Origin of the sequence: Synechococcus sp. RS9909 (assembly GCF_014279595.1) — a bacterium.
GTDB lineage: Bacteria > Cyanobacteriota > Cyanobacteriia > PCC-6307 > Cyanobiaceae > Synechococcus_C.
Window position 1 is genome coordinate 2,461,519 of sequence record NZ_CP047943.1, and the last position, 20,198, is coordinate 2,481,716.

Annotated in this window: 19 protein-coding genes; 13 read left to right on the forward strand and 6 right to left on the reverse strand. The window is 65.2% G+C overall.

Annotation, left to right across the window (positions count from 1 at the left end):
- Positions 1-5: 5 nt before the first annotated feature.
- Positions 6-1,319 (reverse strand): NRAMP family divalent metal transporter, encoded by a 1,314-nt coding sequence (locus SynRS9909_RS13065; protein WP_038001791.1) that lies wholly within the window; start codon positions 1,317-1,319, stop codon positions 6-8.
- 145 nt (positions 1,320-1,464) lie between these two features.
- Between SynRS9909_RS13065 and SynRS9909_RS13070 the strand changes: the two genes are divergently transcribed.
- From SynRS9909_RS13070 to SynRS9909_RS13095, 6 genes are all read left to right on the forward strand, one after another.
- Complete coding sequence (locus SynRS9909_RS13070) at positions 1,465-3,207, forward strand: diflavin flavoprotein (protein ID WP_007101260.1); 1,743 nt, start codon at positions 1,465-1,467, stop codon at positions 3,205-3,207.
- Positions 3,207-5,063, forward strand: coding sequence for a diflavin flavoprotein (locus SynRS9909_RS13075; RefSeq protein ID WP_007101259.1), 1,857 nt, complete (start codon positions 3,207-3,209; stop codon positions 5,061-5,063). Before SynRS9909_RS13070 ends, SynRS9909_RS13075 begins: the two co-directional genes overlap by 1 nt.
- Before the next feature lie 103 nt (positions 5,064-5,166).
- Positions 5,167-5,880: a rubrerythrin family protein gene (locus tag SynRS9909_RS14130; protein ID WP_007101258.1), complete on the forward strand. Its 714-nt coding sequence runs from the start codon at positions 5,167-5,169 to the stop codon at positions 5,878-5,880.
- Positions 5,881-5,929: 49 nt separating this feature from the next.
- Positions 5,930-6,454: an NADPH-dependent FMN reductase gene (locus SynRS9909_RS13085; protein ID WP_007101257.1), complete on the forward strand. Its 525-nt coding sequence runs from the start codon at positions 5,930-5,932 to the stop codon at positions 6,452-6,454.
- A 22-nt stretch (positions 6,455-6,476) separates the two neighbouring features.
- Entirely contained in the window at positions 6,477-7,211 is a 735-nt protein-coding gene (locus tag SynRS9909_RS13090; RefSeq protein WP_007101256.1) for a pirin-like bicupin family protein, read from the forward strand.
- Positions 7,212-7,323: 112 nt separating this feature from the next.
- On the forward strand, positions 7,324-7,530 hold the full coding sequence (locus SynRS9909_RS13095) for a hypothetical protein (protein WP_038001013.1): 207 nt from the start codon (positions 7,324-7,326) through the stop codon (positions 7,528-7,530).
- Between the two features lie 28 nt (positions 7,531-7,558).
- Here the strand turns inward: SynRS9909_RS13095 and SynRS9909_RS13100 are convergent, their stop codons facing one another.
- The 4 genes from SynRS9909_RS13100 to SynRS9909_RS13115 form a co-directional block, all read right to left on the reverse strand.
- Positions 7,559-7,801 carry a hypothetical protein gene (locus tag SynRS9909_RS13100; protein WP_007101254.1) on the reverse strand — a complete coding sequence of 81 codons (243 nt, stop codon included), beginning with the start codon at positions 7,799-7,801 and terminating at the stop codon, positions 7,559-7,561.
- Positions 7,802-7,896: 95 nt separating this feature from the next.
- Positions 7,897-10,860 carry an aminomethyl-transferring glycine dehydrogenase gene (gene gcvP / locus SynRS9909_RS13105; protein WP_007101253.1) on the reverse strand — a complete coding sequence of 988 codons (2,964 nt, stop codon included), beginning with the start codon at positions 10,858-10,860 and terminating at the stop codon, positions 7,897-7,899.
- A gap of 55 nt (positions 10,861-10,915) precedes the next feature.
- Complete coding sequence (gene gcvH, locus SynRS9909_RS13110; RefSeq protein WP_007101252.1) at positions 10,916-11,305, reverse strand: glycine cleavage system protein GcvH; 390 nt, start codon at positions 11,303-11,305, stop codon at positions 10,916-10,918.
- Positions 11,306-11,328: 23 nt separating this feature from the next.
- Positions 11,329-12,627 carry an aminotransferase class I/II-fold pyridoxal phosphate-dependent enzyme gene (locus SynRS9909_RS13115; protein WP_007101251.1) on the reverse strand — a complete coding sequence of 433 codons (1,299 nt, stop codon included), beginning with the start codon at positions 12,625-12,627 and terminating at the stop codon, positions 11,329-11,331.
- Between the two features lie 165 nt (positions 12,628-12,792).
- On the opposite strand from SynRS9909_RS13115, the gene SynRS9909_RS13120 reads away from it, so the two are divergent.
- The gene (locus SynRS9909_RS13120; protein WP_186593849.1) at positions 12,793-13,668 is read left to right on the forward strand and encodes a fatty acid desaturase; all 876 of its coding nucleotides are present in this window, start codon (positions 12,793-12,795) and stop codon (positions 13,666-13,668) included.
- Here the strand turns inward: SynRS9909_RS13120 and SynRS9909_RS13125 are convergent.
- Positions 13,644-14,375, reverse strand: a complete 732-nt coding sequence (locus SynRS9909_RS13125) for a hypothetical protein (protein WP_050752604.1) — start codon at positions 14,373-14,375, stop codon at positions 13,644-13,646. The two genes, SynRS9909_RS13120 and SynRS9909_RS13125, sit on opposite strands and share 25 nt — an antisense overlap.
- An 82-nt stretch (positions 14,376-14,457) precedes the next feature.
- Here SynRS9909_RS13125 and SynRS9909_RS13130 point away from each other — a divergent pair, with 82 nt between their 5' ends.
- The 6 genes from SynRS9909_RS13130 to mnmG all read left to right on the forward strand — a co-directional run bounded on the left by SynRS9909_RS13130 (position 14,458) and on the right by mnmG (position 20,177).
- Positions 14,458-15,390, forward strand: a complete 933-nt coding sequence (locus SynRS9909_RS13130; RefSeq protein WP_007101248.1) for a fatty acid desaturase — start codon at positions 14,458-14,460, stop codon at positions 15,388-15,390.
- A 42-nt stretch (positions 15,391-15,432) separates the two neighbouring features.
- Positions 15,433-15,891 carry a 50S ribosomal protein L9 gene (rplI, locus tag SynRS9909_RS13135; RefSeq protein WP_007101247.1) on the forward strand — a complete coding sequence of 153 codons (459 nt, stop codon included), beginning with the start codon at positions 15,433-15,435 and terminating at the stop codon, positions 15,889-15,891.
- A gap of 47 nt (positions 15,892-15,938) precedes the next feature.
- Positions 15,939-17,357: a replicative DNA helicase gene (dnaB, locus tag SynRS9909_RS13140; RefSeq protein ID WP_007101246.1), complete on the forward strand. Its 1,419-nt coding sequence runs from the start codon at positions 15,939-15,941 to the stop codon at positions 17,355-17,357.
- A 128-nt stretch (positions 17,358-17,485) separates the two neighbouring features.
- A complete protein-coding gene (locus SynRS9909_RS13145; RefSeq protein ID WP_007101245.1) occupies positions 17,486-17,746 on the forward strand; it encodes a ribbon-helix-helix protein, CopG family in 261 nt (86 codons plus the stop codon).
- A complete protein-coding gene (locus SynRS9909_RS13150; RefSeq protein ID WP_007101244.1) occupies positions 17,743-18,171 on the forward strand; it encodes a type II toxin-antitoxin system VapC family toxin in 429 nt (142 codons plus the stop codon). The genes SynRS9909_RS13145 and SynRS9909_RS13150 overlap by 4 nt, the downstream gene beginning before the upstream one ends.
- Positions 18,172-18,197: 26 nt before the next feature.
- On the forward strand, positions 18,198-20,177 hold the full coding sequence (gene mnmG / locus SynRS9909_RS13155) for a tRNA uridine-5-carboxymethylaminomethyl(34) synthesis enzyme MnmG (RefSeq protein WP_038001011.1): 1,980 nt from the start codon (positions 18,198-18,200) through the stop codon (positions 20,175-20,177).
- Positions 20,178-20,198: the final 21 nt, after the last annotated feature.

Below are 20,198 nucleotides of genomic sequence, written 5' to 3' on the forward strand. Positions count from 1 at the left end.
GATGTTCAGCGGCCAACACCGAGCAGGTCGTGGCCAATGAACACCAGCGTGAACAGCACAAAGAACACCAGCCCCAGCCAGCACAATCCCCGCATCCAGGGTCCGTAACGGTGCTCCAGCGGCACCAGGGCACTGTTCATCGTGTCCATCGCCATCCAGGCGAACAGCGGGGCGGTGACAAAGCTGCCGGTCATCGCTCCGAACACAAAATCCGTGACCCCCACACCACCGCTTGATGCCAGCAACAGGGCCAGCACGGAGGCGAGGAAGTGGAGCACCACCCAGAGCGCCAGGCGGCGCCGCTGAGGACCCGGCGCCGCATCGCCCCGATCCTTGCCCTGGAGCAGGCCCTGAATCGCCGAAATGCTGCGCGGATAGGCATCCAGACAGGTGAGGGTGGTGCTGAACATGGCCGAGAACGCGGCCGGAATGATCACCCAGGCGGCCCAGCCGCCCATCGCTTCGGTGTAAAGCCGGATCAGCTTCTGCGCGAACGACACACCACTGGCGGAGAGCATCCCGTCACCGGTGCCATACATGGTGTAAGCACCAAGAATCACGAAGAACAGGGCCGTCGCCACCGTGACGGCGTAGCCCAGATTGAAGTCAAATTCAGCCTCCTGACGACTGGCGGTGTGATGACTGTCGCGGGCGCGCGAGAACATCCACAGCGATGGCCACACACACATCTCCACCGGCCCCGGCATCCACCCCATCAGAGGGATCAGAAAACCGAGGTTGGCCCAGGTCCAGGGACTGGGATCGGCCGCGGACCAGCTGGTGGCCACATCCGCCACGGGCCCGCGGATCAGCAAGGTGAAGGCCGCGACGCCGGTGAGCAGGGTGAGCAGCGCCACCAACACTTTCGAGATCCGGTCGAGGGCGCGGTAATGGCCAAGAAGGAGCAGCAGCGCACTGACCAGCAATACGGCAATCGCCAGGCCGTAGGGATCGAAGCCGGCAAGCACCGGCACAGTCGTGAGCAGGAGCCCGGCCACGAAACTCACCGCGGCGATGGTGAGGGTGCCCGTCACCAGGCTCACGATCAGATACAGGGGCAGATAGGCGCGGCTGCGGGCCTGAAATCCCTCCAGGAGCGACTGCCCGGTGGCCGCCGTGAAGCGACTGCCCACCAGCAGGAACGGGTACTTGAGCAGGTTGGTGAGCAGGATCAGACCCACCAGGGCAAAACCGAAACGGGCACCGGCGGTGGTGGACGACATCAGATGGGAGCCGCCGATGCAGGCCCCTGCCAACAGGATTCCCGGCCCCAGGCTCTGACGCAGTCCGCGCCAGCCCCGGTCAACGGTTGTGGTCATGATCGCCAGCGCACGGACGGCCATCCTCCGCTGCCGCCCCATCACGGGCCCTCAGGCCGCCTGGGCGGCGATGTAACGCACGAGCGTCGGCCAGGTCTGAAAACGAACACTGTTTCTACAGTCGAGGTTCGCCGCACGCAATGGGATGGCAGCTGCCACCGGCCGACTCAGCCTGCAGTGCGAGGTGATCGGGGCCGACACCACCACGATCCGCTCGCTCGACTGGGACCGCAGTCGCTTCGACATCGAATTCGGCCTGCGCAACGGCACCACCTACAACAGCTTTCTGGTGCGGGGTGAGCGCACCGCCCTGATCGACAGCAGCCACCTCAAGTTCAAGAGCACCTGGCTGCCGCTGCTGCAGGAGCAGATCGATCCGAAAGCGATCGATCACCTGATCGTGAGCCACACCGAGCCCGATCATTCGGGGCTGATCGGACATCTGATCGACCTCAACCCCGAAATCGAGATCGTGGCCTCGAAGGTGGCGATCCAGTTCCTGGAGAACCAGGTGCACCGCCCCTTCAGGAGCCGGGCGGTGAAGAGCGGCGAGGAGCTCGATCTGGGCACCAACCCAGCCAGCGGCGTGCAGCACCGCTTCGAGTTTCTGAGTGCCCCCAACCTGCACTGGCCCGACACGATCTTCTCCTTCGATCACGGCACCGGCATCCTCTTCACCTGCGATGCCTTCGGTCTGCACTACTGCTCAGACGAAGTCTTTGATCTGGACCCGGGCGCGATCGCACCGGACTTCCGCTTTTATTACGACTGCCTGATGGGCCCCAACGCCCGCAGCGTGTTGCAGGCGCTCAAGCGCATGGATGGCCTGCCGGAAATCCACACCATCGCCGTGGGCCATGGCCCGCTGCTGCGCCACCACCTCAGCCACTGGATCAGCGATTACCGCGAATGGAGCAGTGTGCGCAGCCAGGGGGAGAGCTACGCCGCCGTTTGCTATCTCAGCCAATACGGCTTCTGCGACCGGCTCAGCCAGGCGATCGCCCACGGCATCGGCAAGGCCGAAGCCCAGGTGCAGCTGGTGGACCTGCGCGCCACCGATGCCCAGGAACTCACGGCCCTGATCGGTGATGCCAAAGCGGTGGTGGTGCCCACCTGGCCGGCGGAAGCCGACAGCGACTTCCAGGCCTCCATCGGCACCCTGCTGGCGGCGTTGCATCCCAAACAGCTGGTGGGCGTGTATGACGCCTTCGGCGGCAATGACGAACCGATTGATGCCGTGGCCAGCCAACTGCGCAGCCAGGGCCAGAAGGAAGCGTTTGCGCCTTTGCGGATCCGCCAGCTTCCCGATGGAGAGGATTACCAGCGCTGCGAAGAAGCCGGCACCGACCTGGGGCAGCTGCTGACGCGAGACAAGGCGATCGCAGCGATGAAAAGCCTGGATGGTGATCTCGACAAAGCCCTGGGACGCCTCAGTGGTGGCCTCTACGTGGTGACGGCGAGCCAGGGCGAAAACGGCAGCCGCCGCCGCAGCGCCATGGTGGCCAGCTGGGTGAGCCAGGCCAGCTTCTCGCCTCCGGGCCTCACGATTGCGGTCGCCAAAGACCGGGCGATCGAAACCCTGATGCAGGTGGGTGATCGCTTTGTGCTGAATGTGCTCCGCGACGACAACCACCAACCGCTGCTGCGTCACTTTCTCAAGCGCTTCCCACCGGGTGCCGATCGCTTCGCCGGCATCAACACCCTGGAAGGCGTGGCCGCCGGCGGCCCGGTGCTCGGCGATGCGCTCGCCTACCTGAGCTGCCGTGTTGACCAACGCATGGAGGGGCCTGACCACTGGATCATCTACGCCGTGGTGGAGCAGGGCAACGTGGCGGATGCCGATGCCCGCACCGCCGTCCACCACCGCAAAGTGGGGAACCACTACTGATGCCCACTGCCAGCGCCAGCCTTCAGGACAGCTCCGGCAGGGAAGTCATTGACCTGCCGCTCGACCGGGGCCTGATCACCCTGAGGGGGTTGAGCCCCCAGCGCCTGCGCTTCGAGCTCGAATATTCCCTTGAGCGCGGCAGCACCGCCAACAGCTTTCTGTATGCCGCCGGCACAGACGCCGATGGGCAGCCCTGCCCCGCCGTTCTGGTGCATCCACCCGGTGTCGCCTACGCCGAGGTGTTCCTGCCCGCCCTCGCCCGCCACCTCTCCACGACCACAACCCCAGGGGAGGCCCAGGCGCTGCAGGTGGTGGTGGGCCATGTGAACCCCAACCGGGTGGCCCTGCTGCACAAGCTGGCGGAGCACTACCCCGGCCTGGAACTGATCAGTTCCAACCCCGGCGCCAAGCTGCTGGAGGAGCTCTGGCATCAACGCAAACCCCTGCCTCCAGGGGAGGACGACCACCGCCCCCCACTGCCGGCACTACCCACGCTGCGGGTGATCCGTCAGGAGACGACCCTGCCCCTGGCGGAGGGTCGTCGGCTGCTGCTGCTTCCCGCTCCCACCCCGCGCTGGCCGGGCGGCCTCCTGGCCTTCGAGGAATCGGACGGCCTGCTGATGAGCGACAAGTTCTTCGCCGCCCACCTCTGCACCAGCACCTGGGCCGAAGCCAGCCGCAACGACACCGAAGAGGAACGGCGCCACTTCTACGACTGCCTGATGGCCTCGATGGCCACCCAGGTGGACAGCGTGGTGGAACGGCTCGAGGAACTCGACATCCGCACGATCGCGCCCGGCCACGGACCGGCGATCGAAGCCAGCTGGCGCAGCCTGCTCAGCGACTACCGCCGCTGGGGTGAACGCCAGCACAAGGCAGCGCTCACGGTGGTACTGCTCTTCGCCAGCGCCTACGGCAACACTGCAGCGATCGCCGATGCCCTCGCCCGCGGCATCGGACGCACGGGTGTGCGCGTCAGCAGCCTCAACTGCGAATTCACGCCCGCCGACGATCTGGTGCAGGCGATCCGCAAAGCCGACGCGATTCTGATCGGCTCACCAACCCTGGGGGGCCATGCGCCGACCCCGATCGTCTCCGCCCTGGGCACCGTGCTAGCGGAGGGGGATCGCAGCAAACCGGTGGGCGTGTTCGGCAGCTTCGGCTGGAGTGGCGAAGCCCTCGATCTGCTCGAGAGCAAGCTGCGCGATGGCGGCTTCAGCTTCGGCTTCGAACCGATCCGGATCAAATTCAGCCCCGATGCCGGCACCGTGCGCACCCTGGAGGAGACGGGCACACGCTTCGCCAGACAACTGCAACAGGAACGCCGCAAGCAACAGCGCCGCTCGGCCGGAGGCCTGAGCGAAAGCCGCAGCGACCCGGCTGTGCTGGCCCTGGGCCGGGTGGTGGGGTCGCTCTGTGTGCTCACTGCCCGCAAGGGGACGGCAGAAAGCAGCCAGACCGGTGCCATGGTGGCCAGCTGGGTGAGCCAGGCGAGCTTTACGCCACCGGGCATCACCGTGGCCGTGGCCAAAGATCGGGCCGTGGAAGCACTGCTGCACAAGGGCGATCGCTTCGCCCTCAACGTGCTGGCGGAGGGCCGCGAAAGCGGGCCAATGAAGCAGTTCCTACGACCGTTTGCGCCCGGAGACGATCGCTTCGCAGGCCTGGAGGTATCGCGCAGTCCGGCGGACCAGCCCCTGCTGCCGGACGCCCTGGCCTGGCTCGAAGCAGAGGTGAAACAACGCATGGAATGCGGCGACCACTGGCTGATCTATGCCGAAGTCCGAGAGGGCGGCGTGCTCGACAGCGATGGACAAACCGCCGTGCACCATCGTCGCAGTGGCGCCAACTACTGAGCCGAGGTCCGGCTTGAACCACAATCCGAACATCAGCATCTGAAGACCAACTCATACTCGTTATGAGTTCGGCTAAGCTGCTGATGTTGCTTCCCACCCAGCCATGGACCTGAACAACGCGGCCACCCACGCCAACCTCGAAGCCGCCTTCGGCGGCGAGAGCATGGCCAACCGCAAATATCTCTTCTTCGCCGATGTGGCCAAGAAGCTCGGCAACACCGAACTGGCCAAACTCTTCCGCGACACCGCCGCCCAGGAAACCGAGCACGCCTTCGCCCACTTCCGCCTGCTCCACCCCGAGCTGGTGATCGACGATCCGGCCAGCCTGAGCGACGAAGCCAAGCAGGCGATGCTGGCCCGCTGCCTGGAACTGGCCATCGAAGGTGAAACCTACGAGTACACCACCATGTACCCCGAGTTCGCCGCCCAGGCCCGCAGCGATCGCGATGGCGGTGCCGAAGCTGAATTCAACGACCAGATCGACGAATCCAAGGAACACGCCGGCATGTTCCGCACCGCCGCCAAGAATTTCGGCCTGCTCGCACCGGTCGAGCAGCATCATGCTGAGCGCTACGGCGTCGCCCTCGAAGCGCTGCAAGGCAAAGGGGAGGCCGGTGAGGCCGATGAGCCGGTCGCCGGCCTCTGGATCTGCAAGGTGTGCTCGATGATCTACGACCCCGCCCAGGGCGACCCCGACTCCGGCATTACTCCAGGCACGCCGTTTGAAGCGATTCCAGACGACTGGACCTGCCCGATCTGCGGCGCCCGCAAAGCCAGCTTTGTGCCCTACCGGGAAGCGGAACTGAAAGCCGCCTGAGCCCGCGCTGCCGCTCGACCTAGTTTCAGCCCCAGCACCTCTTCACGCCATGTCTGCCACCAGCCCCGATCTCCTGGTGATCACCGCCAGCAATGGTGAAAACCTCAAACTGGCGCAGCGCTTCGTGGAACAGGCCGAACAGCTGGGGCAACAGGCCGAGCTGCTCGATCTCACCAGCCTCGATCTGCCCCTCTACACCCCCCGGGCCCAGGAGAAGGGCACGCCGGCAGCCGTCGCTCCCCTGCAGGAGCAACTGATGGCGACGCCACGCTGGGTGATCTGCGCCCCTGAATACAACGGATCCATCCCCCCCTCTCTCACCAGCGCCATCGCCTGGTTGTCGGTGCAGGGGGATGACTTCCGCAGCCTGTTCAACGGTCGGCCGATCGCCATGGCCACCTTCTCCGGAGGCGGGGGCATGGCCCTGCTCCATGCCCTGCGCATCCAGCTCACCCATCTCGGCGCCGAAGTGGTGGGCCGCCAATTGCTGAGCAACTACGCCAAGCCAGCAAAGGACGACAGCCTCCAGGATCTGCTCCAACGCCTGATTCAGAAACAGCCTCTCCAGGTTTGAGCCCCTCACCCTCAACCCAGCCATGGTGTCTGCGCTGCCCCCTCCACAACCGCTGTTCCGCCCCGCCGACGAGCGCTTCCACAGCGCCCTCGCGTGGCTGGACTCCTGGCACAGCTTTTCCTTCGCGGGCCACCACCACCCCGACTGGATAGGCTATGGCCCCCTGCGCGTGATCAACGACGACACCATCGCCGCCGGTCGGGGCTTCGGCATGCATCCCCACCGTGACATGGAGATCATCACCGTGATGGTGGAGGGGGAACTGACCCACACCGACTCCATGGGTCACAACGCCGTGCTGCGGGCGGGGGAAGTGCAGCGCATGAGTGCCGGCACCGGCATCGTGCACAGCGAAATCAACCAGAGCCCCGATCCCTGCAGGCTGCTGCAGATCTGGATTGAGCCGACCCAGACCGGGCTCAGCCCCGCCTATGAGCAACAGCCGATGCCACTGGGGTCGGGCTGGACCCGCCTGCTGGACCCGGATCGCAAGGATGGAGCTCTGGCGATCGCTCGCCCGGTGCGCCTGTGGCGCGCTCAGATCAAAGCGGGTGCCAGCCTCGATTGGCCCACCGACCTGACAGGCTCAAGTTGGCTTCAGGTCATCGACGGTCAGCTCGGGCTGAATGCAGCCGCAGAACCGCTGCCAGCCCAGCTGCGTCGCGGTGATGGCCTCGGCCTCCCGAACGATTCGATTCCCGGAAACGGCCTGGAGGCTGTGGAGGCCAGCGATCTGCTGCTGTTTGCACTGGCCTGAAGCCAAGGGAACGCAACACCGCGTGAAGGCGATCCCGAAGATTCTCGAAAGTTCAGCACCACACCAGATGTGGTGGGTTGAAATAGCTTTGACTTGATGCTGTCCCGCTGCGATGGGAACCGCCACAGAGCCTCGACCCCCTGTGCGTTATCGGGGCTTTCTTTTGCTGACCCAGGCCAATGGCACCTGGCTGGTGAGGCCCGAACGCAGTCCGATGACGCTGCTGCCCTTTCGCACGCCCACCTGCTCGCTGGAGGATGTGAAAGCGCTGATCGACTGGCGTCTGTCTGAAAGCACCAGCCTGATCAGGTCGGCCTGATCCGAACGCGCCAGCGCAACGCGCTGGCTCAGGCGGCTTGCGGCGGCGGTGTGGGCGAGCCGAGGGGCTGGAATGGCAGCACCAGGGTGGCCCAACGCTGCGGACGACCGGGCCGCTCACGGCGCGCCTGACGCACACCAAAAGGCACGCGCACAACGTTGGTGCCCTCCACATGCAGGGTGTGACCCCGCTGGAGAGCCGCTTCAAGACAATCCGGAAGCTCCGGAACTTTGGTAATGGGAGTGGTGGCTGGAGTGTGCTTGCTGGCCATGTCCCCTCGACAAGGTTGCTGATGCCGCACAGTGTGGTGATGCACAAACACCGGGGCTGAAATCGGCAATGATTATTTCCGATTTCGGTAAAAATTTACCCTGCCGGTTGGGCTGCCGCCAGCTCCTCAACAGACGGACAGGTGCAGATCAGGTTGCGATCACCGAAAGCATTGTCGATCCGGGCCACATGGGGCCAGAACTTGGCCTCCCGTTGATCAGCCATCGGGTACGCCGCTTCACGGCGCGAATAAGGACGATCCCAGTGGTCAGCTGTGACCGCAGCCAGGGTGTGGGGCGCACGCTTGAGGGGGTTGTTCTGGCGATCCACATCGCCGGATTCGATCGCAGCCGCCTCGGCACGGATCGCGATCATGGCGTCGCAGAAGCGATCCAGTTCCGGCAAGCTTTCACTCTCTGTGGGTTCCACCATCACCGTTCCCGCCACCGGCCAGCTCACCGTGGGCGCATGGAAGCCGTAATCCATCAAGCGCTTGGCGATGTCATCCACATCCAGGCCGGCGGAACGCTTGAGGTCGCGCAGATCCAGGATGCACTCATGGGCGACGAGGCCTGCGTCACCGCGGAACAGCACCGGGTAGTGATCGCCGAGCCGATGGGCGAGGTAATTGGCGGCCAACAGCGCCACAGCTGACGCCCGCCGCAGACCGCGCGGCCCCATCAAACGCAGATACATCCAGCTGATCGGCAGGATGCCCGCACTTCCCCAGGGTGCAGCAGACACGGGCGTGATTCCCTGGTCGCCGCCGCAGGCCACCAGGGGGTGGCCGGGCAGGAACGGTTGGAGGTGCGCCGCCACGCCGATCGGACCAACCCCGGGGCCACCACCACCGTGGGGAATGCAGAAGGTTTTGTGCAGATTCAGATGGCAAACATCAGCCCCGTAGGCACCGGGCCGGCAAAGACCCACCTGGGCGTTGAGGTTGGCACCATCGAGATACACCTGACCACCGTGCTGATGCACGAGATCGCAGATCTCGCGGATCCGGGTTTCAAACACCCCATGGGTTGAGGGATAGGTGACCATCAGGGCCGCCAGGGAGGCACTGTGCTGCTCCGCCTTGGCCCGCAGATCCTCCACATCCACATTGCCCTGCGCATCACAGGCCACCGGCACAACGCGCAGGCCGGCCATCACCGCACTGGCGGGATTGGTGCCATGGGCGCTGGTGGGAATCAGACAGACATCGCGATGGGCGTCCTGGCGGGAGCGGTGCCAGGCCCGGATCACCAGCAGACCGGCATATTCACCCTGGGAACCGGCATTGGGCTGCAATGACACCGCCGCAAAACCGGTAAGAGCCGCCAGCCAACCTTCCAGATCGTGCACCAGGTGCTGCAGGCCCCGGCACTGCTCCGCTGGCGCAAAGGGATGGAGGGCGGAGAACGAGCGCCAGCTCACCGGCACCAGTTCAGCCGCCGCGTTGAGCTTCATGGTGCAGCTCCCCAGGGGGATCATGCTGTGCACCAGCGAAAGATCCCGGCTCACCAGCCGCTGGATGTAGCGCAGCAGCTCGGTTTCGCTGCGGTAGCGCTGGAACACCGGCTGTTGGAGCCAGCGGCCGCGGCGCAGAGGAAGCGCGGGAAGAGCCTGCTCCAGATCGACCGTCTCCGCTGCCATCGCCAGGGGATCCAGGACGGGAACGGGCTGATCGACCACCTCCGCCAGCACGGTCAACAGCGCCTGCAGCTCGCCTGGATCGCTGAGCTCATCAAGGCTGAGTCCAAAGCCCTCCGCCTGCTCCACAGGAGCCCCATCGGGCAGCACGCGCAGATTGAAACCGCACTCGCTTGCGCGTTGATGCACAGCGGGGGCCAGGGGAGTGACCACATCGAAGCCATCGAAGCGGGGGGCCTGAGGCAACGGATAGCCAAGGGCCACCAGACCCCGCTCCAGGGCGATGCGCTGCCCCACCAGGCGCCGGGCAATCACCGCGAGGCCATCCGGACCGTGATGAATCGCGTAAAACGACGCCATCACCGCCAGCAGCACCTGGGCGGTGCAGATGTTGCTGGTGGCTTTGTCGCGGCGGATGTGTTGCTCCCGGGTCTGCAGAGCCAGGCGCAATGCCGGGCGGCCTTCCGCATCCACCGACTGACCGACGATCCGGCCGGGCACCTGACGCTTGTAGATCTCACGGGTGGCAAAAAAGGCGGCATGGGGACCGCCGCCGGCCATGGGCACACCGAAGCGCTGAGCGCTGCCCACAGCGATATCAGCTCCGAGTGACCCGACGGGAGCGAGCAGCACCTGGGCCAGGGGATCAATCGCCACGGTGGCCAGAGCACCGTGCGCATGGGCCGCAGCGATCAGCGCCGATGGATCCCAGAGATGGCCGTTGCGACCGGGAAGTTGGAGCAACACCCCGAACACGTCCTCGTCCCAGCGGAAGGCATCAGGCTCGCCCACCTCCAGGCTGACCCCCAGCGGCGTGGCCCGGGTCTCGAGAACCGCCAACGTCTGGGGCAGCACGGCCGCATCCACCAGAAAGCGACACGCCTGCGGGCGCTTACACACAGCCAGACTGAGGCTCATCGCTTCAGCGCAGGCCGTGCTCTCATCGAGCAAAGACGCATTGGCGATCGGCAGCCCGGTGAGCTCGCTGATCAGGGTCTGGAAATTGAGCAGAGCCTCCAACCGCCCCTGGGCAATCTCAGCCTGATACGGGGTGTAGGCCGTGTACCAGGCCGGATTCTCCAGCACGTGGCGCTGAATCAGGGCCGGCGTCGCCGTGTCGTGATACCCGAGACCGATCAGGGAACGATGCAGACGGTTCGCCGCAGCGATCTTGCGCAGCTCCGCAAGAGCCTGTGCTTCAGCCACACCCTCGGGCATGGCCTCCAGTGGCGGCTCGGCATCGAGGATGTCGGCGGGCACCACCGCCCGCACAAAGTCTTCCAACGACGCGAACCCGAGAGCCTGGAGCATGCACTGCTGCTGCTCCGGATCAGGTCCGAGATGCCGCTCCACAAAAGGCGACAGCCTGTGTTGCTCAATGGCTTCTGCAGAGGCGACGCAGCGCTGTTCCAGAAGGGTCACGGCCTTTGAGCAGCAGGCGCGACTGTAGGGAACGAAACCGCAGACCGTCTGCCGTTCAGGAAGCGGCGATCTTGGTGGCGTAGGTGGCCGCATCCATCAATTCAGCCAGCTGCGACGCGTCAGCAGGGCGGATCACCAGCAACCACCCCTCCCCATGGGGGTCGTTCTGCAGTTCCTCCGGGCTGGCCAGCACCGCTTCATTGCGCTGCACCACTTCGCCGCTGAGGGGGGCATACATGTCTTCCACCGCCTTCACCGACTCCACCGATCCGAAACCGGTGCCGCGATTCAGGCTGGCACCCACATCGGGGAGATCGACAAACACGATGTCGCCGAGCTGATCCACCGCAAAGGCACTGAGGCCCACCCGCACCAGATCGCCATCGCGATGGGCATATTCATGGCTGTCGGCGAAGCGGAACTGGTCAGGAAAATCGAAGGCCATCGGGCCGGAAGCGGGCAGACACCTCACCCAGTGTGGGGTAGATCCACCAGTCGTGCCTCCTCGAGCGCCACCAGCGCTCGGATCAGAGCCAGTTCGAGATGGCTGCGATGGGTGCCGCCCTGCACATAGAGGTTGAAAGGCTCCCGCAGGGGAGCATCGGCGGAAAACTCACTGGTGCTGCCGTCGATGAAGGTGCCGCCGGCCATCACCAGATCACTGGCATAGCCGGGCATGGCCGCAGGCACCGGATCGAGATAGGCGCCCACTGGAGAGCAGGCCTGAAACGCTCGGCACACCACCTTGAGGGCTTCGGGATCGCCGAGCTGCACCGCCTGAATCAGGTCGCTCCGGTGCGCACCCGGAGACGGTTGCACCGGATAGCCCAGGGCGGCGAACGTGCCAGCCACCAGTTCGGCGCCGATGAGCGCTTCCGCCACCATCTGGGGGGCGAGAAACAGCCCCTGCAGGATCAGTCGGTGCAGATCAAATCCGGTGCCGCCCTCACTGCCGATCCCAGGGGCGGTGAGCCGACAGCAGGCCCGTTCCACCAGCTCAGCGCGACCGGCCACATAACCACCGGTGGGCGCCAGGGTGCCGCCCAGATTCTTGATCAGGGAGCCGGCGATCAGATCGGCACCCACAGCAGGCGGCTCCCGCTCTTCGACCAGCTCGCCATAACAGTTGTCAACGAAGCAGACGCACTCCGGCTGGCGGGCATGAATGCGCTGGCACACCGCTTCGATCTGCGCGATCGAAACAGACGGCCGCCAGCTGTAGCCGCAGCTGCGCTGAATCAGGATCAGGCGGATGGGCTGGTCCAGGGCCTGATCCAGCGCCTGTAGATCCAGCGAACCATCGGGGTTCAGATCGCATTCGGCGTAGTCGACGCCGAAGTCGACCAGGGACCCCTGACCCTCTCCGCGCAGGCCGATCACCTCCTCCAGGGTGTCGTAAGGCCGACCAGTGATCGACAGCATCCGATCGCCGGGGCGCAGCACACCGAACAAGGCGGCGGCGATGGCATGGGTGCCACTGACGAACTGCAGGCGCACCGCTGCTTGTTCCGCCCCCAACACCCGCGCGAAGACCCGATCGAGCACCTCACGCCCCTGATCGCCATGGCCATACCCCGTCAGGGAGGCGAAATGCTGGGTGCCGACCCGCTCCGCCGCGAAGGCCGCCAGGATCCGCTCCAGGCGCAAGCCCACCCCAGCCGTGCGGGCGGCGGCAACGGGCGCCTGTTGCGCCGCCACACGCTGCACCAGAGCGCGGGCCCGCACCTCGGGCGAGGCGGAAGGCGAAGCATCGGAACTCAAAAGCATCAATCGCGGCGTCTCGCTGCTGCATCCGTTGCTCTTCTACATTCTCAGCTCCAACCCAACGCCTGTTCGCCGCGGCCCTCACCGCAGCGACCGACGATTCGGTTCGTGGAGTCTTCCTTGGTCACAACCCCTCTGGCGTCTGCCGCCACCGATCGCGAGCTGCGCATGCGTGCGGCGGTGATGGCTCCCCGGGGCCCCTTGCCCCGCCGGCAGCGACGGATCAAATGGGGCACCACCAGTTTCATGCTCATCCTGCATGTGCTGGCCACCGTCGCCCTCCTGCCCCGGTTCTGGAGCTGGCAGGGCGTTGTCGCTCTGGCGGTGCTCTATTGGATGACCGTGCTGGGCGTGACCCTCGGCCTGCACCGCCTGGTCGCCCACCGCAGCCTCAGCGTGCCCCGCTGGCTGGAGCGCACCCTGGTGATCATGGGAACCCTGGCCTGCCAGAGCGGACCGATCGAATGGGTGGGCCTGCACCGCCATCACCACCGCTTCTCCGACCAAGCCAACGACCACCACGACGCCGCCCGCGGCCTCTGGTGGAGTCACAGCGAGTGGATGCTGCACGCAATCCCCGCTCTGGAGCACATCGACCGCTATGCGGGGGACCTCCAGGCCGATCCCTTCTATCGCTGGCTTGATCGCTGGTTCCTGCTCCTGCAGATTCCCCTGGGCCTGGCCCTCTACGCCTACGGCCAGATGGCTGACGTGCATGGCGGCGGCCTGGGGTTGGTGCTCTGGGCGATTCCGCTGCGCCTGGTGATCGTGTATCACGTCACCTGGCTGGTGAATTCGGCCACCCACGCCTGTGGCTACCGCAATTTCGATTGCCCCGACCTCTCCCGCAATTGCTGGTGGGTGGCCCTGCTCTCGTTCGGCGAGGGCTGGCATAACAACCATCACGCCCATCCGGCCAGTGCCCGCCATGGTCTGCGCTGGTTTGAGCTCGACATCACCTGGCTGCACATCCGCCTGCTGCGCCGACTGCGTCTGGCCCACCGCATCCGCCAGGCCCGTTATGCGCCCTCAGGACTGCCCTGAGCGTTGGCGTCCATCGCGGCAGCTCGCTGCCGCAGCTGGGCCAGAAACCCTTCGGCACCACGCTGACTGGATCCACCCAGCCCTTCATAGGTGGCATGCAGATCGAGGAGTTCCCCATCGAGCTCCTCAGCGGAGTAATCGCGCAACCCGGCCATCACGGCCGCGAAACGCTCGCGCCGCTGCGGCTTGCTGGGGGGGTAGGCCTGCATCACCTGATCGCGGCACTGACGCCAGGACTGCCCACTGCAGAGCAGATCGGCGAGGGCCGCACTGAGGGCCACGCCCTCCCGGGCATCGATCCGCCAGTCGAACCCAGGAGGCAACGGCGCCAGCCCTACGAAGATCTCCAGCAAATCGCCGGCACCAAGCGCCTGGCCAGCGCTGTTGCGCATCGGTTCCCGCCCGGCTTCCAACACCTGCAGCAATTCCGGATGCACCTCCTGCAGATGCTCCCGAAGCGGCTCCAGACCGCCCTCGAGCACCGCATTGGCCTGCCCGAGGGCGAGGAAGACCTCCGGCCCCGGAGATGCGAGCTTGCCGTTGCGGAGATTGGAGATCTGGGAGTTGTGCACCCGACCGAGGTCGAGCGTTTCGGCCAGAGCCGGCAACACCTTGTGCGACCAACCATTGCGTTCATGCCAGACATGCACGAGGTGCGCCATCGCCCGGCGCCCCTGCGCCAAACGCTCACGGTAACCGCTGGTCACAGAGTCAGAATAAAGATCGGCCTCAATCACTTGATACGGATACTGATCACATGTAGTTTATCGGTAGTCAAGGGAACAAGTCATGGCCTCCAGCGTGATCACGGCGCCATCGCCGCCGAGTCGACCAGCCGCACCGGACGTTGCCCTCAAGAAGGCGGCTGCCCTGCACCAACCTCGCAAAGGCGAAGCACCCGTGAGTGTTGATCAGGGCAAGCGTTGGGGGACCATCGGCTTCATGATCGGGATCCACGTGCTCGCCATCGTCGCCCTTCTGCCCGGATTCTGGAGCTGGCAAGCGGTCACCACCCTGCTGGTTCTCTACTGGGTCACCGCCTGCCTGGGGGTGACGATCGGCTATCACCGCCTGCTCTCCCACCGCTCCTTCCGCGTTCCTCACTGGCTGGAGCGCTTCTTCGCCACCTGTGGCGCCCTGAGCTGCCAGCACGGCCCGATCGACTGGGTGGGACTGCACCGTCACCATCACAAGTTTTCGGATACGGATGCGGATCACCACAACAGCCATCGCGGCTTCTGGTGGAGCCACATGGGTTGGATGTTTGAACCCATCCCGGCCATGCAGGCCGTGCCACGGATGAGCGGTGATCTGGTCAGCGACCCCTACTACCGCTGGCTCAACAACAATTTCCTGTTGCTGCAACTGCCCCTGGCCGGTCTGCTTTTCTGGATCGGCACGGTCACCGGTGCCGGCGGCTGGGCCCTGGTGCTGTGGGGCATCCCCCTGCGCCTGGTGCTGGTGTATCACATCACCTGGCTGGTGAACTCCGCCACCCACTGCTGGGGTGAGGTGGTGTACGAGAGCGGCGACGCCTCCCGCAACAACAAGTGGGTGGCCGCGCTCACCTTTGGCGAGGGCTGGCATAACAACCACCACGCCTTCCCCCACTCCGCCCGTCACGGTCTCCAACCCGGACAGATCGACCTCACCTGGCAGCACATTCGCTTGATGCGAGCCATCGGCCTGGCCAGCAAAATCCGCCTGCCGGTCGCGTCCTAAGCTGATCGATCGCCCATCTGTCCCCGTCCGCAACCGATAGCCATGGCCAAGCGCGTTCAAGTCGTTCTGAATGAGGACGTTCTCAGCCTCGGTCGGGATGGGGATCTGGTGGAAGTGGCCCCCGGCTACGCCCGCAACTTCCTGCTCCCCTTCGGCAAAGCGGTTCCCGTGACGCCGGCCGTGATGAAACAGGTGGAGCACCGCCGCGCCAAGGAAGCGGAACGTCAGGCCGCCCTCAAGCAGGAGGCCCTGGCGTTCCGCACAGCGCTCGACACCATCGGTCGTTTCACCGTGAAGAAGCAAACCGGTGGCGACGAAGTGCTGTTCGGCACCGTCACCAATGGCGATGTGGCCGAAGCGATCGAAGCCGCCACCAAGAAAGAAGTGGATCGTCGCGACATCACCGTGCCCGACATCCACCGCACCGGCTCTTACAAGGTGAAGGTGAAGCTTCACAGCGACGTCACCGCTGAAATCAACCTGGAAGTGGTCAGCTACTGATCAGAGGGTGCGCCAGAGTGGGTATTCGTTTGTGAGCCCACAACGCCATGGTGAGCGTTCCCCTCAATGAACCAGGCGGCGAGTCCGCCGGAGGGGGGCGCCGTGGCTTCAGCCAGGGGCGCCGGAGGGATGAACCCCATTTCGAAGCGCTGCCCGACTCGATTCCGCCCCAGAACCTGGAGGCGGAAGAGGCGGTTCTGGGCGGCATCCTGCTCGACCCCGATGCCATCGGTCGTGTGGCTGATGTGTTGCAGCCGGAAGCCTTTTATCTCGGTGCCCATCGGGAGATCTACCGCACAGCGGTGATGCTCCACAGCCAGGGCAAACCCACGGATCTCACCGCCATGACCGCCTGGCTCGCGGATACCGGCGCTCTGGAGAAAGTGGGCGGCAGCGGCCGGCTGGTGGAGTTGGTGGAACGAGTGGCCACCACGGCATCGATCGAGCAGGTGGCCCGCCTGGTGATGGACAAGTTCCTGCGCCGCCAGCTGATCCGATCAGGCAATGAAGTGATCCAGCTCGGCTTCGACCAGAGCCTGCCGATGGACCAGGTGCTTGACCAGGCAGAACAGACGATCTTTGCGATCAGCCAGGAAAAACCATCCAAGGGGCTGACGCCCACGGCCGAGATCCTCACCAGCACGTTCAACGAGATCGAGAGCCGCTCCCTCGGCACCTCGGTGGCGGGCATCCCGGTGAACTTCTACGACCTGGATGCCATGACCCAGGGCCTGCAGCGCAGTGATCTGATCATCGTGGCGGGACGGCCGGCCATGGGCAAAACCTCGATCGTGCTCAACCTGGCCAAGAACGTGGCGCAGCTCCACAACCTGCCGGTGTGCGTGTTCTCCCTGGAGATGAGCAAAGAGCAGCTCACCTACCGGTTGCTCTCAATGGAAGTGGGCATCGAATCCGGGCGCCTCCGCACCGGTCGTCTGCAACAGGATGAGTGGCCACTGCTGGGCCAGGGCATCAACACCCTCGGCCAGCTGCCGATCTACATCGACGACAAGCCCAACTCGGGCGTGCTCGAGATGCGATCGCTCTGCCGCCGACTCATGGCAGAACAGGGCAGGGATCTGGGGCTGGTGGTGATTGATTACCTGCAGCTGATGGAGGGTTCCACCCCCGACAACCGGGTGCAGGAGCTCTCGCGGATCACCCGGGGGCTGAAGGGGATGGCCCGGGAACTGAACGTGCCGGTGATCGCCCTCTCCCAGCTCAGCCGGGGCGTGGAGTCGCGCACCAACAAACGGCCGATGCTCAGCGACCTGCGCGAATCAGGCTCGATCGAACAGGACGCCGACCTGGTGTTGATGATCTACCGCGATGAGTACTACAACCCGGAAACCCCCGACCGGGGCATCACCGAAGTGATCGTGACCAAGCACCGCAACGGCCCAGTCGGCACGGTGAAACTGCTGTTCGAGCCCCAGTTCACCCGCTTCCGCAACCTGGCGGCGTAGCAAGCCGAGGCTCACACGCATAACGTTTCGCTGCCGCGTATCAGCGAGCGAGGACTGACGCAGAGCACCCGAGCCGACCAGTCGTATTACTATGATGGAAATCCGTAACACGCTCACCTTTTCGAGCCATGGCGCTCACGGTCCGGCTTGATCCCGAAACTCAGCACTGCCTGGATGAGTTAGTGGCCGGCACGGGCCAGGACAAAAGTGCACTGGTGCGCGAACTGATCCGCCAACGCTGGCAGCAGCTCCAGAGCGCTCCCTCGATCACCGAACGGATCGGCGGCCACCCCAGCCACTTCCTCAACACCCTGCCCAAGGGCGGAGCCGAGCGGCCGATGCGGCGCCAGTTACTGATGGAACGCCTCGCCAGGAAACAGCGGCCATGAGGCGAATCCTGGTGGATTCCGGGGTGCTGTTGAGCTATTACCAGGAGCGCGAGCCCCTGCATCAGGCGGTGGTGGCGTTCTTCGACCAGACCTGCGCTCAGCTGATCACCTCGCCGATCTGCGTGGCCGAAGTGCTCTGGCTACTGGGCGACCCCGGCGATACCAGGGTTCTGGCCGCCCAGAACCACTTGCTGCGTGCTGTGAGCCGCGGCGGCATCGAATCGAGCCCGCTGCTGCCTGAGGACTATGCCCGGGTGGCGGACCTCAACGAGCGCTACGCCGACCTGCCCGGTGATTTTGCTGATCTCACGTTGATCTGCCTGTCCGAGCGGTTGGACATCGCTGAGATCCTCACGCTCGCCAGCGACTTCGAGATCTATCGGCGCTTCCGCCGCGAACCCTTCCAGCCCGTCGCGCTCAACTGAACCCCACGAACATTGAGAATGACCCAATGCCGTTGTCAACGCCGCCAACTGAAGTCTTCGACCTGATCGTCGTGGGGGGTGGCCATGCCGGCTGCGAAGCCGCGATCACCGCCGCTCGGCTGGGCTTGAACACGGCCCTGTTCAGTCTCAACCTCGACCGCATCGCCTGGCAGCCCTGCAATCCGGCCGTGGGCGGCCCGGCCAAGAGCCAGCTGGTGCACGAAGTGGATGCCCTCGGTGGCGTCATCGGTCGTTTGGCCGATGCAACGGCGATTCAGAAACGCATCCTCAATGCCAGTCGCGGCCCGGCCGTCTGGGCCCTACGCGCCCAGACCGACAAGCGCCAGTATTCCCGTCAGATGCTGCGACTGCTGCAGCACACCCCCAATCTGGCCCTGCGCGAAGCGATGGTGACGGGCCTGGAGATCGAAGGCGATCCCACAGGTGGCGGCGACGACTGGGATCCGCGGCAAGGAGCGGCCGCACGCATCACCGGCGTGCGCACCTATTTCGGCAGCGTTTACGGCGCCAGGGCCGTGGTGCTCACCGCCGGCACCTTCCTAGGGGGCCGCATCTGGGTGGGCCATCAATCGATGGCGGCTGGCCGCGCCGGTGAGCAGGCCGCCGAAGGTCTCACCGAAGCGCTCCAGCAACTCGGCTTCCACACCGACCGCCTCAAGACCGGCACCCCCGCCCGCGTCGACCGGCGCAGCATCGCTCTCGATCAACTTGAAGAGCAACCCAGCGACGCTGCTGATCGCTTCTTTTCCTTTGACCCGGCGGCCTGGGTGAGCGGTGAACAGATGAGTTGCCACATCACCCGCACCACAGCCGCCACCCACCAGCTGATCCAAGACAACCTTCACCTCACCGCCATCTACGGCGGCGTGATCGACAGCAAAGGCCCGCGCTACTGCCCCTCGATCGAAGACAAGATCGTGCGCTTCGCCGACAAGGACAGCCACCAGATCTTCCTCGAACCGGAAGGGCGTGACACCCCGGAGATCTATGTGCAGGGCTTCTCCACCGGCCTGCCCGAGCCGATCCAACTGCAGTTGCTGCGCAGCCTGCCCGGCCTGGAACAGTGCGTGATGCTGCGGGCTGCCTATTCGGTGGATTACGACTACCTGCCGGCCACCCAGCTGTTGCCCTCGCTGGAAACCAAGCGGGTGGAGGGCCTCTTCAGCGCCGGCCAGCTCAATGGCACCACAGGCTATGAAGAAGCCGCGGCCCAGGGCCTGGTGGCCGGTCTCAACGCCGCCCGCCGCATTCGCGGCCAGGAGCCGGTGCACTTCCCCAGGGAAGGCAGCTACATCGGCACGATGATCGATGACCTGGTGAGCCAAGATCTGCGCGAGCCCTACCGGGTGCTCACCAGCCGCAGTGAGTACCGGCTGGTGCTGCGCGGCGATAACGCCGACCGCCGCCTCACCCCTCTGGGCCGGGAGCTGGGGTTGATCGACGACCGCCGTTGGCACCTGTTCCAGGAGAAACTGGCGGCGCTGGAAGGCGAAACACAACGCCTGGAACGGCAACGCCTCAAGGTGAGCGATCCGGTGGCGTCTGCGGTGGAAGCGGAAACTGGCGCACCGATCAAAGGATCGATCACACTGGCCGACCTGCTGCGGCGACCAGGAGTGCACAGCGCCGACCTGGTGCGCCACGGCCTGGCCGATGCCGACCTGCCCCTGCCGGTGCGCGAAGGCGCCGAGATCGACATCAAATACAGCGGCTATCTGCAACGGCAGCAACAGCAGATCGATCAGGTGAAGCGCCAGGGACAACGCCGCCTGCCGGCGGATCTGGATTACACCAACATCGGCACCCTCTCGCGGGAGGCACGGGAAAAACTCGCGGCCGTGCGTCCGGTCAGCCTTGGCCAGGCCAGCCAGATCCCAGGCGTCAGCCAGGCGGATCTCACCGCTCTCCTGGTGTGGCTGGAACTGCAGCAACGTCGTCGCCAGCCCGGCGCGGCAGACCTCGCCTCCACGCCAGCCTCTCGATAGCGTTGCAGCAGACAACGGTCT